Source organism: Brevundimonas sp. FV1ps31S (assembly GCF_058681265.1).
The window spans coordinates 783790-797397 of sequence record NZ_CM178735.1; the positions used below are offsets into that span (position 1 = coordinate 783790).

8 protein-coding genes are annotated in these 13608 nt (G+C 65.2%); 5 read left to right on the forward strand and 3 right to left on the reverse strand.

Annotated features, from left to right (window positions below; translation table 11 throughout):
• Positions 1-260: 260 nt before the first annotated feature.
• The 5 genes from ACVPT3_RS03640 (at position 261) to ACVPT3_RS03660 (ending at position 10712) form a co-directional block, all read left to right on the forward strand.
• The gene (locus ACVPT3_RS03640) at positions 261-3026 is read left to right on the forward strand and encodes a TonB-dependent receptor (RefSeq protein ID WP_492042848.1); all 2766 of its coding nucleotides are present in this window, start codon (positions 261-263) and stop codon (positions 3024-3026) included.
• Positions 3027-3424: 398 nt separating this feature from the next.
• Positions 3425-3895: a sigma-70 family RNA polymerase sigma factor gene (locus ACVPT3_RS03645; RefSeq protein WP_492042849.1), complete on the forward strand. Its 471-nt coding sequence runs from the start codon at positions 3425-3427 to the stop codon at positions 3893-3895.
• Between the two features lie 8 nt (positions 3896-3903).
• Positions 3904-4866, forward strand: a complete 963-nt coding sequence (locus tag ACVPT3_RS03650; protein WP_492042850.1) for a FecR family protein — start codon at positions 3904-3906, stop codon at positions 4864-4866.
• Between the two features lie 7 nt (positions 4867-4873).
• Entirely contained in the window at positions 4874-8005 is a 3132-nt protein-coding gene (locus tag ACVPT3_RS03655) for a TonB-dependent receptor (protein ID WP_492042851.1), read from the forward strand.
• A 340-nt stretch (positions 8006-8345) separates the two neighbouring features.
• Positions 8346-10712, forward strand: a complete 2367-nt coding sequence (locus tag ACVPT3_RS03660) for a TonB-dependent receptor domain-containing protein (protein WP_492042852.1) — start codon at positions 8346-8348, stop codon at positions 10710-10712.
• A gap of 80 nt (positions 10713-10792) precedes the next feature.
• Here ACVPT3_RS03660 and ACVPT3_RS03665 read toward each other — a convergent pair whose 3' ends face one another.
• The 3 genes from ACVPT3_RS03665 to ACVPT3_RS03675 are packed head-to-tail and all read right to left on the reverse strand — an operon-like array spanning position 10793 to position 13595.
• Positions 10793-11398 (reverse strand): phospholipase domain-containing protein, encoded by a 606-nt coding sequence (locus ACVPT3_RS03665; RefSeq protein ID WP_492043781.1) that lies wholly within the window; start codon positions 11396-11398, stop codon positions 10793-10795.
• 5 nt (positions 11399-11403) lie between these two features.
• A complete protein-coding gene (locus ACVPT3_RS03670; protein ID WP_492042853.1) occupies positions 11404-12282 on the reverse strand; it encodes a glycerophosphodiester phosphodiesterase family protein in 879 nt (292 codons plus the stop codon).
• Positions 12282-13595, reverse strand: coding sequence for a purple acid phosphatase family protein (locus ACVPT3_RS03675; protein ID WP_492042854.1), 1314 nt, complete (start codon positions 13593-13595; stop codon positions 12282-12284). The genes ACVPT3_RS03670 and ACVPT3_RS03675 overlap by 1 nt, the downstream gene beginning before the upstream one ends.
• Positions 13596-13608 lie beyond the last annotated feature (13 nt).

A 13608-nucleotide genomic window follows, 5' to 3' on the forward strand; every position in this document is an offset into this window, starting at 1 on the left:
CGGACATCGCCTGGGCGGTAGCTCTCAAGATGTTCGGGGCATTTCCGACACGATGACGACACTGGGGTGGAAGTTTCGTTACGTATCTATTTGACAGTTTCGCGAAACCGTAGTTCCCTTTTGTAGCGTTTTCTTGGCTCTGAACCGAAGCCTCGGACTGAGCCAAGCGGCGTTCGTCGATCATGCGAGCAAAGGGGATCGCAATGTCACGTCGTCTATCACTTCGAACGGCCGCTCTAGCGGGGGTCGGATTTGCAGCCTTGTTGTCCGTCAACACGGCTCACGCCCAGTCGGCCGCCGCTGACGAGACCGAAACAACGGCTGATCAGGCTCAGTCGGTCGACGAGATCGTCGTCGTGGGGACGCGGGGCAGCATCGCCCGGGCTGTGGGTCTGAAGCGTGAATCCGGCACGGTGCAGGATTCCATCAGCGCTCTGGAACTCGGCATGTTCCCGGACGACAACGTCGCCGATTCCCTGAGCCACATCACGGGGGTGTCGATCTCGAGGACCGCCGGCGGGGAAGGGCAAAGCGTCAGTGTTCGCGGCTTGGGCCCCGAGTACACGCTTTCGACCTTCAACGGCCGCATCCTGGCCACCGACGGCGCCGGGCGAGACTTCGCCTATGACGTGCTGCCGTCCGACGTGATCAGCGGCGCCGACGTCATCAAGGGCGCGGAAGCGGCGAACACCGAAGGCGCCATCGGCGGCCTGATCAACCTGCGCTCGGCCAGCCCCTTCGATCAGCGTGGCCAGCACGGTATCATCCGCGTCGAAGGCGACCGCAACCTGATGTCCGAGCTCGACGGAACCAAGCTGTCGGCCGTCTACAGCAACACCTTCTTAGACGACACCTTCGGGCTGATCCTCGGCGTTGTGGCGGAGAGGCGCGACGACCGGACGGACGTCGCCGGCAATGACGGCGGCTGGACCCGCAACCCCGACCCGACCGACGAAAGCTGGCTGTGGGGCAACGCCTGGGGCGGCAATATCGACCCGAATGGCAATGGCGAGCTGGACGTCGAGGAGTACGGCCTCATCGGCCCCGGCCAATTCCGCGTGGGTTCGATCCTCGAGGAGAAGAAGCGCAACGCCTATACGGCAAAGCTGGAATGGCGCCCGAACGACCGCTTCCGCCTGGTCGTCGACGGCCTGTCGACCAAGCTGGACTCGCCGCAGGTCGGCTACCAGCAGTCCTTCTATACGCTGTATGCGCCGGGCCGGTGGTCGAACATGGTGATCAACGACGGCATCGTCACCAGCTTCGACATGGACAATCCCGACCCGGAGCAGCGCCTTAATCCGGAGCTGTTGAACCAGACCTCCTACCGCGTGGTCGAAACCCAGCTTTACGGCGTGAACGCGCAGTGGGATGTGACCGACAGCCTGACCCTCACTGGCGATGTCTATCGCTCGACGTCCAGCCGGAATTCGGGTGGTCAGGACAGCTATGTCGTCCTGCGGATGAACCAGGCTAATACCGCCCACGTCGAGCTGACCGGCGCCTACGTGCCGGATGTCACCGTCAGCTTCGATGACGGGCGCGATCTGGCCAGTGGGCTGGCCAGCGGCGCGTTTACCGACGCCGATTTCAACACCCATTATTTTTCGCTCGCAGGCGATAATATCGAGGACGAGATCAATGGCGCCGCCTTCAGCGGTCGCTGGACCGCCCACAGGGGTTGGCTCGACAATGTGCAGTTCGGCGTCAACTATACGGATCGCCGGAAGTCGCGCGACCTGGTCAACAACTCGCTGACAGGGGGAGCCGACTATTACTCCGGCGACTATGCGATCAATGTCGGCGATCTCGGCGGCGGGGTGATCTCCAACAGCTTCAACCTGCCGAACTTCATGAGCGAGGTGAACGCGAACTTCCCGCGCACCTTCCTGGCCTTCGACATCGCCAGCTACCAGGCGGCGCTGGCGGCCTATGACGGCAATCCGCGCCCCGGCGGCGGCGCCTACAGCTACGCCGCGGCCGCACCCGTCTGGAACCCGCTTCAGAGCTATCGCGTCAGCGAGGAATCCTGGGCCGGCTTCGTCCAGGCCAACCTGTCCGGCGAACGCTGGAGCGGCAATATCGGCGTGCGCGTGGTCCAGACGAACACCAGCGCCCAGGCCTGGGACGCCAAAATTCTCGAGATCGTCGAGAACGGCGCCTTCAACTACACCGCCGTGTACGACGACCCGACGGCCATCACCCAGGACAACGACTACACCTATGTCCTGCCCTCGATAAACCTGAACTACCGCATCACCGAAGATCTGCGTCTGCGTCTGGGCGCGGCAAAGACAATGGCCCGTCCGTCGGTCGAGACCCTCGCGCCGACAAACACCACCGAGAGCGTATCCTGGGGCGAGTTCACCCAGATCTACGGCGGCAATGCGGCTCTGAAGCCTTATTCGGCCGTGCAGTATGACGCGTCGCTGGAATACTATTTCCGTCCGAACTCGATCTTCAACGTCGCGGTGTTCAAGAAGGACATCGAGGACCAGATCACCACCAGCTGGGAGCCGGGCCAGGACATCGGCGTGCCGGGCTATCTGTTCAACGTCCAGCGACCGATCAACGGCGACACGGCCGAGGTGCACGGGGTCGAAGTCGGCCTTCAGCACTTCCTGGACAACGGTCTGGGCGTGCGGGCGCAATACACCCGCAACTGGTCCAAGAGCTATGTCGGGGATCTGGAGCGGCCGCTGGAGGGCATCGCGCCGTCGGTCTATTCGCTCGGCCTCTTCTATGAGCGCGGGCCGTTGTCGATGAGCGCCTCGGCGGACCACACGGACGGTTTCGTCACCGCGATCAACGTCCTGGGCGAAGGCTACAACGAGGAAGCCGACCCCATCACCTGGGTCACGGCCCACATCTCCTACAAGGTGACGGACGACATCGACATCTCGTTGGAAGGTCAGAACCTTCTGGATGAAGCCAACACCTACTCCATCAATGGCAATCCGCTGCTGCCACAGGGCTATTATCGCTATGGCGCATCGTACAAGTTGGGCATGAGCTACCGGTTCTAGCCCCTGGCGCGACCCTGAGTTGGAAGTCGCCGCATGGTGCGCGGCGTCTCAAGACGCGCGGGTCGATTGGGTTTGCCGAAGCCCACGACACGTCTGAAGTTAATTGGCCTTTGCGCGCGTAAAGCCTCGTGGTTCTTCGTCGGATTTGCTGGAAGCCTTAAAGCCGCGCGAGGTCCGCACTTCAGCCCCAGCTGATGTGCGGACCTCGCGTGTCGCGTTACAGCCTATGTTGATGCAACGTCAGATTTATTCGCTGAGAGTCTTTGACTTTGCCGGTGGGTGATCTGCGGCTCGCGTGATTTTTTCTTGGCTCTGTTTTCGTAACGTCACCGTTGAGCCGTAATAGCCCCGCCAGCGGGGTGTGCATGGCGGTTCAGGATCCAGGTGCGGGAGGCGTGTTGGCGAAGAACGCCCCGCGCTTGCGCGCCTTCGTCAGAAGCCGCGTCAGAAACGACGCGGACGCGGACGACATCAGCCAGGAAGCCTATGCCCGGGTTCTGGCGCGTTCGCGCGGCGGGCCCCTGAAGGATCCGGTGGCCTATGCCTTCCGCGTCGCTCTCAACCTGCTCAGCGACAAAGGCCGCACGGGCGCGCGCGGCGGCGAGGAGGAAATCGCCGATGACATGGCTTCGGCCGATCCGTCTCCGTTCGAGGTGCTGGACATGAAGCAGAGAGCCGATCTGTACGCCCGCGCCCTGCGGGCCATGCCGCGCCTCAGGCGAGAGGTCTTCATCCTTCGACAGTCCGCCGACCTGGGCTATCTGCAGATCGCCGACCGCCTCGGCATTTCTGTCGAGGCTGCGCAGAAACACTTCAGCAGGGCGGTCATTGACGTGCGTCGCGCTATGGATACGGAGCGCGTCCTATGAGCGATGGAATGCGCACCACAGAAGAACAGGCGGTGCTGTGGGCCGACCGCCGCAGGCGTGGGTCGCTTGATGCGGATGAAACGCGTCGCCTCGACGACTGGCTGGCCGCTGGATCCGAACGCCTCGAGATGCTGGACCTCCACGAGAAGGTGCTGAGCGATCCGGCCTTGGCGACGGCGACGCGGATGGTGGCCGCCGACGGCGCCCGACCGGTCCGCACGGCCTGGCGACTGACGCCCCGGCCGATCTGGGCGGTGGGGTTCGGCGCGGTCGCCGCCGCCACGGTGGCCGCCGTCTTGCTCTGGCCCTCGCAGGGGCGGCTTGTTCACGAGACACTGGCGGGAACGGTCGGCCAGACCGTGCAGGCCTCCCTCGACGACGGCTCTCTGGTGCAGTTGAACGGTGACAGCCTCGTGCGGACGTCTTTCGGCGCCGGACGCCGCGACGTCTATCTGAAGGGCGAGGGGTTCTTTGCGGTCGCGAAGGACGCAAGGCGGCCCTTCTCGGTCTTTACCGCGACCCATCGGATCACCGCGCTCGGAACGCGCTTCAACGTCGATGAACGCAGCGGCGGGGCGGTCGAGGTCAGCGTCCTGGAAGGGCGGGTCGAGGTGGTGGCGCTGAAACATCCGGATCAGCGCCGGGTGCTGAGCGCCGGGGCCCGCCTGCTGGCGCGAGACGGCGAGCTGAGATCCGCGGCGACCACGCACCTGGACGTGTCGGCCGACACGCCGGACTGGACCCAGGGCTGGATCGACGCAGAGGACATGACGCTGTCCGACCTGCTGGTGGAACTGGAACGACAGTCGCCCGGTTTCCGCGCCGGGTTCGCCGATCCTGAACTGAGCAAGAGCCGGATCAGCGGGCGGTTCGAGACGGACCAGCCTGAAAAGGTGCTGGGGGTGGTTGCGGACATGCAGGGCTTGACCTTGCGTAAGGACGCCTCCGGCCGTCTTCTGATCGACCGGTGAGCCCAGCGTGAAACCGGGGCGGGCATCTGTTCTGGGCGCGGCGATGCTGGCGGGGGTGACGCTTTGGAGCACAGCGGCGATCGCGGCGCCATCGGCGGGCGACGTCCGACGCTTCCAAATCCCGGCAGGACCTCTGGCCCAGGCGCTTCGAGATCTCTCGCGCCAGGCGGGGGTTGCGGTGATCGCGGACGCGGATCTGGTGCGCGGTCGCACTGCACGGGACGTCAGGGAACGAACGACGGCGGGGGCCGCCCTGGCCGGCCTGCTGGCCGGCAATCCCGATCTGAGCAGCCGTATGGTGGGCGACACCCTGATCGTTGAGCGCGCCGCGCCCGCCCCGGCCTCCGCGCCGCCGCCGTCGGCGGAGCTGGAAGAGGTCCTGGTCCTGGGGCGCCCGGGGGCGATCCAGGAGGCGCTGGAGATCAAACGCGACTATGACGGCGTCAGCGATGTGGTCAGCGCCGACGATCAGGGCCTGCTGCCGACCAGCAATATCGCCGAGAGCCTGGCCCGGCTGCCCGGCGTCAACGCCGTTCGAAATCACCAGACGGGCGAGGGCGACCGGCTGACTGTGCGGGGCATGTCGACCGAATGGAACGCCTATCGGATCAACGGCGTGCGACTGGGCGGGGCCGGGTCGCGGGCGGACAAGTTCTACCGCGGCGTTCGCCTCAGCTATCTGCCGCCCGAGGGGGTGCAGAGCCTGATCGTCCGCAAGACGCTGACGCCGGATCTGGACGGAGACGCCCTGGGGGGGCTGATCGATATCCAAACCCCGACGGCTTTCGACGCCGGTCGGGACTATGTGAGGCTGTCGGCCGAGACCGGGTGGCTGACACGGTTCGACCAGCCGAAATCGGAAAAGCTGGCCCTGGCGGTGTCGCATCGCTTCTCTGACCGGCTATGCCTGTTTCTCGCCGCCAACTGGAGCGACGCGCGATCCAAGTTCGAGATGGTCGGCGGCGACAGCGACGACCTGCCGACGGTCTGGTACGACACCACCTATTCGACCGGTTGGGACTTCGACAGCTTCGTCATGCGCGGCATGGAGCTGGCGGTCGGCGAGACCCAGGTCCGACGGGTCGGGCTGAACGGCAGTCTGGACTGGCGGGGCGCACAGCAGGACCTGCACCTCCGCGTCCAGTACAATCGCTATGAGGGCGAGGAGTATCGAAACCGCCTGAACTTCCGCAATGACGGCCTGGCCGGAACCGAGCGTCTGGTTCAGGTTGACAGCAGCGTGACCGGTCTCGCTCAGCCGGATGAGATGGTGGTCGGGTCCGATCCAGAACTGGGCCGCATCTACGGCTATACGACTGTGCAGATGAAGGACGCCGATGGGGACGGGCGGATCACCGACGCGGATCGCACCGCGCGCTCGGTCTACAGTCTGGCCGGCGCCTCGGGCGTATGGGATCCGATGGGGTTCCGGTTGAGACGGTTCTGGGAAGCGACCGAGGAATCCGGCCTGCTGTCGTCCATCACGCTGGGCGGTCGTCGCTGGGGCGGTCCCTGGATGTTCAACTATGACGTGTCCGTGTCCCGGTCGCAGGATGATCTCGACAACGGCGCGACCCTGGAGTTCAGGACCGACGCCGTCGAATGGTTGGGCAATCGCGGCGTCGAGGTGATCGAAACCGGCGACCCGCGCTTTCGGCTGTGGGGCCTGAACGCTGCGGGGCTGGCCGCAGTACAGGATCCCGCCGCTTACGACTTCAAAAGCCTGACCAACGGTTGGGAACAGACTTCGGAAACCCTGGCGCAGGCCCAGTTCGACCTCGCCTATGCCACTGGCGGCGGACTGCTGGACTCGATCAAGCTTGGTGGGCGCTACATGTACTCGGATCGCCGGAGCGCCGCCGGCGCGCGTCCCGATCTGATCGGACCCGAGACAATGGCCGACCTGGAGGGGCTGTTCGGCGCAACGGTGACCGACCTGTTCGACGGCCGATACACCGGCGACCACCAACTCGGCGTCGTACTGGACAGCCGGCGGATGCTGGCGGAGATCGAACGCGCCTATCGCGGGGACAGCGCCTATTTCATCGTCGATCCCGAGTTCGAGGCCGATGAGGATTCCGAGAATTTCCGTCTGAAGGAACAGGTAGCCGCCGGCTACGTCATGGCGACCGCGCGATGGGCGGACACCGAGTTTACGGGCGGCGTCCGGGTCGAGCACACGCGTACGAATGTGGGCTTTCCTGTGCTTGACGCGATCCGCGGCGACGGCCGAGCCCACCGTCGGAACAGCTTCACCAATATTCTCCCTTCCGTCCATCTGCGGCGCGCCCTGGGCGGCGAGGCCGTGCTGCGCGCCGCCGTATGGTCCAGTTTCGCGCGCCCGGACATCGCGCGCATGACCACGGCGCGGCAGTATGTCTATGATCAGGATCCCGACGACGACGGCGAAGCCAATCCCGAGACCGACTGGGTGCTTCTGGAAGTCCGTGAAGGCAATCCCGACCTGCGGCCGATGGAGGCGATCGGCTATGATCTGTCTCTGGAACACTATGGGCGGTCGACGGCCTGGTCGGCGGCCCTGTTCCACAAGGACATCCGCAACTTTCTCTACAGGGCGTCGACCAGTTCGATCCGGGACGGCGGACTTGAGGATCGGGGGGACGAGGACGGGGTGCCGGTCCGGGCCTATGTCAATGGGCGACGCGCGCGGATCAGCGGCGTCGAACTGGCGATGCGCCACGGATTCGACTGGGCGCCTGCGCCGCTGGATGGCTTGGGCGTCACGGCCAATCTGACCTGGCAGGTCAGCCGCGCCGACGCCAACATCTCTTGGCGCGCAGGCGACGTGCTTCCGTTCACAGAAACCCCGGAGACCTTGGCCGCCGTTGAGCTGTTCTGGCAGGGAGGCGGCTGGGAGGCGGCGGTGGGCTGGAGCCGCCAAGCCGGCTTCCTTGAAGGCATGGATAGTTTCGCCAACGATCCTTACGAGCAACCCTACAGTTTCGTCGATGTGAGTCTGCGCCGGCGCCTGGGGGGCGACGGTCTGGCGTCAATCCAGATGCGCAATGTTCTGAACAGCCATACCTATTGGTACACCTTCGGCTCGGGTTCTGAGAATTTGCGCGAGTATATCCGCACCGGGCCGACCGTGACGCTGGCGATCAGCCGCAGCTTCTGACGACCTCGCAAATGCGAACCAAGTCGCAGCCGCGGCGGGATTCCGTCACGTCAATATGGCCTCTAACCCAGTCAGTAACACTGCTTATGATGAAATTATAAAATCTGAAGGGTAGTTCGCCGTATTTGCTTGATTAAGCTAATGAACGCAGGCTGTGAACTAGATTAATTGGTTTTTGCGTTCTGGTTAGAATATTCGTTAAATAACACCGGGAAGAAATGTCTTGAAATCGCTATATCTCAGCGTTGCTCTGGCTCCCTTTTTAATCGCTACCCCGTCGTTTGCTCAAGCCGAGCAGGCCCCGACGCGCCAGACGGCGTGGGAGGCCAGTCGCACCAGAGTGAATGACGATGTCGTTGTCACCGGCGTCGCCAAGGCGCGGGACCGGCTGGACAGCGCCACCTCGACCAGCTCCATCGACGACGTCGAGATCGCCAAGATCGGCGCCTATTCGATCAGCGACCTGGTCCGCACCGTTCCCGGCATTCGCGCCGAAGCCTCGCTGGGCGAGGTCAATGGCAACTACACCATCCGCGGCCTGCCGATGGTCGGATCCGGCGCGAAATACGTGCAGTTTCAGGAAGACGGCCTGCCCGTTCTGGAGTTCGGCGACGTGCTGGGCATGTCCCCGGATTATTTCATCCGTTATGATCTGAACGTCGGACAGATCGAGTCGATCCGCGGCGGTTCGTCCTCGACCTTCGCGTCCAATGCTCCGGGCGGCGTGATCAATCTCATCTCCCAGACCGGCGAGGTCGAAGGCGGCTCATTCCTGGCCTCGGCCGGACTGGACTACGACACCTATCGCGGCGACTTCGACTACGGCGGTCATCTGAGCGATACGCTTCGCTTCCATGTCGGCGGCTTCTACCGCGAGGGAGAGGGGCCGCGAGAGTCCGGTTTCCAGGGCAACCACGGCGGTCAGATCAAGGCCAACATCACCAAGGAATTCCAGGGCGGCTTCGTGCGTCTGGAGGCCAAGTTCCTCGACGACACGGTGATCGGCTATGGCCCGGCGCCGCTGCTGGTTTCGGGGACGAACGACGACCCCGACTACAGCCATGTGCCGAACTTCTCGATCACGGGCGATACGCTGACGGCGTCCAACACCAACAGGTTCCCGCTGATCAACGGGGATAACGCCCTAACCGAGGCCAACCTGAAGGATGGCAATCATGCGGTCGTGCGCGCGTTCGGCTTCCAGACCCGCTTCAACCTGCGCGGTTGGACCATCGCCGACCACATGCGCTACGCGGATCAGTCGGGTTCCGCCGACATGAACTATGCGCTGGCCGTCTTCCCGGCCTCGATTGCGCCCTTCGCGCTCGGCGGCAGGCCCGGGACCCTGGCTTACGCCAGCGGACCGCAGGCAGGACAGGCCATCAATCCGGCGACGCTGAACGGAAACGGCCTCGTCTCCTATTCGATGCTGGCCCACACCGACATCGACAGTATGGACAACTTCACCAACGACCTGCGCGCCAGCCGGGTCTGGGAGATCGGCGGCGGCGAGCTGACGACTACCTTCGGCGTCTATAACGCCGAGCAGGACCTGAAATACGATCGCCAACTGATCCCCTTCCTTCAGGATGTCGTCGGCGGCGGCCGGTCCTCTTTGGTGGACATCTTCAACCTGAACGGCACGCCTCGGACGCAGGACGGCGTGGTCAACTTCTACGGTCCGACGCCGAGCTCCAACTCCCGCACCGACGTGACCTACAGCGTCTTCGCTCCCTATGGGTCGTTGAACTATCGTCTGGGCAAGCTGTCGCTGGGCGGCTCGGTGCGCTTCGACAACGGCGACGTCAGCGGTCACACCACCGCCAATGGTACGACCGATGTGCGGACCATCGACGTCGATAATGACGGCGTCATTTCCGAGGCCGAACGCACCTTCGCCTTCGCTCCGGCCGCCAACGCCACACCGGTCGACTACAGCTACGACTATGTGTCGTACTCGCTCAGCGCCAACTATCGTCTCTCGCAAAGCCTCTCGACCTTCGCCCGCTACAGCAAGGGCGCGCGGGCCGGCGCCGAGGCCATTCTGTTCTCGCCGGCGATCAGCACGGTAGACGGCGCTCTGGTCGATTCTGAGGCCGCCTATGATCCGGTCAAACAGGCCGAAGTCGGTCTGAAATTCCGCACCGAAAGCCTGTTCGCCAACGTCACCGGCTTCTGGGCCGAGGTGCATGAGACGAACCAGCAGATCAAGCCGGACGCCAACGGCATCACCCAGCGCGTGCTCGTTCAGCGGGGGTACAAGGCCTATGGCGCGGAGTTCGAGGGCGGGGTGCGTCGCGGTCCGTTCAGCCTGACGGCCGGCGCCACGGTGACCAGCGCCGAGATCACCGAGGCCGAAGATCCGGCCCTGGTCGGCAATACGCCACGGCGTCAGGCGGACGTCATCTTCCAACTGATGCCGCAGTACGAGACCAACCTGTTCACTGTCGGCGCCAGCGTTGTCGGCACTACGGAAAGCTATGCGCAGGACACCAATCGCCTGACGATGCCCGCCTACGCCACGGTCAACGCCTTCTTCCAGGTTCGGCCTATGGATCGCGTCGTCCTGTCGCTGAACGCCAACAATCTGTTCGACGAAACGGCGATCACTGCCGTGTCGGTGGACTCCTTGCCCGCCAGCGGCGTGGTTATGGCCCAGACGCTGGCGGGTCGCACCGTAACGGCCGGCGTGCGCATCTATTTCTGATCGCGCATAGGCTCACCGGAAAGGTTCGAGGGCGGGGTCGCGAGGCCTCGCCCTTCGACATGTTCCGGCGTGGGGCGGCGCTAGGCTTCGCTGATGTCCTGCGGCATGCGCACCCGACCCGCAAAACGACGGCGAAAAGCGCCGCCGACCCGTGAAATCGAGACGTCGTACCAGCCGTCCGGCTGCACCGGCACGCGGATATGGGGACGGTCGCCGGCGCGGACTCTCGAACGTCGCGCCGCTCGCCCGCCGGTCTCGTCGATGACGCAGAACCAAGCGGTCTCTGCACTTGTCAGCCCCAGGATCAGACCCAGTCCTCTACGTGCTGGAACCAGCCTGGCCGAAGTGGCGCCGTCGTCCACCAGGCGACCCGCGAAGCGCCTGTACAGGCCGTCGGGCGCGACGATGTGAAGATCATAGGGGTCGGCCGGCCAGTTCAGCGACAGCGCCTTGCCGGCCTTCAGACGATAGCGATGCGCCGGGGGCGAAACCGCAAGGCCGTCGTATAGGTGGAACACCGCCTCGTCCGGCCCGTCATTGCGGATGTCCAGCGTCAAAAGACTCTGGTCGAAATCGAGCCGGTCCTGGATCGCGAGGGGGAGGGGCGGCGTCGGCGACCGGCCGCCGCAAGACAGGAACGGACCTTCGATGGAAAACGCCGCCTGAATGTCCCGGCCTTGGAACATCCGCGTCACTGCGCCGCCTCCAGGCCGCAAGCCGACAGCGTGCGTCGCAGGTCTTGGGGCCGGTCGGTCTGAATCACATTGGCGTCCAGGACGAGCAGAGCCTCCAGTCGGGCGCAGACATCGGGCGCGCCTGAGGCGACGGCGGTATCGACATCGCCCAGGCTGTTGACCCAGACGCGTGCAGGCAGGGCCCGAATGTCCGCCCTCAACTGCGGCGCCAGCGACTCCGGATCGCCGTGGACCACCACCGGCGCCAGACCACGCATGGCGGCCGTCAGGCCGTCCGGACGGCTGATGCGCGGCATCGCCATGGCCTTCGGCGCCAACCGTCGCACCTGCGCCAGCACTTCGCTGTCGGAGTCGAAGAACAGGACCTGGTCCGTCATGCCCAGCCCGTCGACCACAGCGATGATGGGGGCGACGCGGTCCGTCTTGAGGTCCAGATCCACCAGCACGCGGCCGCAGGCGGTGCGCAGCGCCTCGACCAGGGTCGGCGGCGGCTCCGAACTGTCTTCCAGCCGCAGCGCCCGCACCTTGGCGTAGGTCAGGCTTTCGGCCTCGCCGACGCCGCCGGTGGTGCGGGTTACGGTCTGGTCGTGCATCAGGAAGGGGACGCCGTCGGCGGAGACCTTGACGTCGATTTCGATGATGTCCGCGCCGGCCCGCACGGCTTCGTCGATGGCGGCCAGCGAATTCTCGGGCGCGTCTATATGGCCGGCCCGGTGCGCCGCGATCAGCAGGCCGCCGCGCGGCTTCGCCAGCTCGGCCTGAAGGCGCGACATGACAGCGGTTTGTCCGCAGACCGGATCGGCCAGGGCCGGCGTCGCCGCCAGCCCCGCCGCCAATGCTGCAAGCAGTCCGAATATCGCAATACGTGCTGTCACTACTGGTCCTCGCGCCGCAGGATCAGCTCCGGCGTCGCCGGCTTCAGATCGGTCAGACGCGCCGGACCCGCGCCGGGCTTGTCCAGCTGGAAGGCGTCGTACGGCGCGCCGTCCATGGTGAAGGCCCGCACCGTCAGTCGGGCCGCAGAGACCTCGACCTGCTGGAACACCTGCACGCCGCTGGCCTTGCGCTCCGTCCAGTTCAAGTCGCCCAGCGGATACTGCTTCGGCCCGACGTTGGAGACCATATAGACCGGGCCCTGATCGTGGGGGCGACCGCGACCATAGGTGTGGTCATGGCCGGCCAGCACCAGGTCGACATGATAGCGGTCGAACAGGGGTTGCAGCACGGCGCGCAGTTCCTCGCCGCTGCGGCCCCGGGCGGTGGAATAGAGGGGGTAGTGCAGGAAGACGACCGTCCAGCGCGACGGGTTGTCGGCCAGTTGCCGCTCCAGCCAGGCCACCTGATCCTGTGCCGCCTGCGGGTCTTCGTCGATCATGTCGGCGTCCAGCGAGATGACCCGCACGCCCTGATAATCGACCCGATAGACGGTCTCGGTCAGAACGTCGGACGGGCCGTTCTCGGGCAGGGTGAACTGGAGCCGCCACTGGGGCGCCAGCAGCTGCGGGGTCGAGCCCTGGGGCTTCATGTATTCGTGGTTGCCCGGCGTCATCAGCGACGGGGTCTCGGCCAGACGGTGGGCGTCCATGTCGAACCACTCGCCCCATTCCGCGTCGTTGTCGGCCCGGTTGATCAGGTCGCCGGCGAACAGCATGAAGGCCGCGTCCGGGGTCTGGCGCAGGGCGCGGCGCACGGCCAGGCCGCCCATGGAGCGGATGTCGTTCTGGACGTCGCCCATATAGAGGAAGGTGAAGGGGCGGGCCTCGGCGGCGGCGGTCTTCACCTGGCGCCAGGGCGACCAGGCTCCCTCCTTGCCCACGCGATAGACGTACTGGGTGTCGGGGGTCAGGCCGGTCAGCCGCACGCTGTAATAGTCGGCGGCGACGTTCTGTTCGTCTCGTGTCGTGAAGGCGGCGGAGGTGCGCTGCGCCGGTAGGCGGACGGCCTGGGCCGGATAGGCCGGCCCCGGCGTCAGGGGCGCATATTCGATGAAGCCGTCGCCCGCGCCCGCTTCGGCGCGCCAGTTGAAGGCCAGGCTGGTCGACGGCGTCTCGGTCAGATTGACGATGACGCGTTCGGGCAGGGACGCCGTCTGGGCTTGCGTCTGGGCTTGCGTCGGGGCGGTCTGGATGGCGGCGAAGGCCAGGACGCTGCAGGACAGGGTCGCGGCGAGGCGCAGGGACAGGCGCATGAGGTATCCTCGA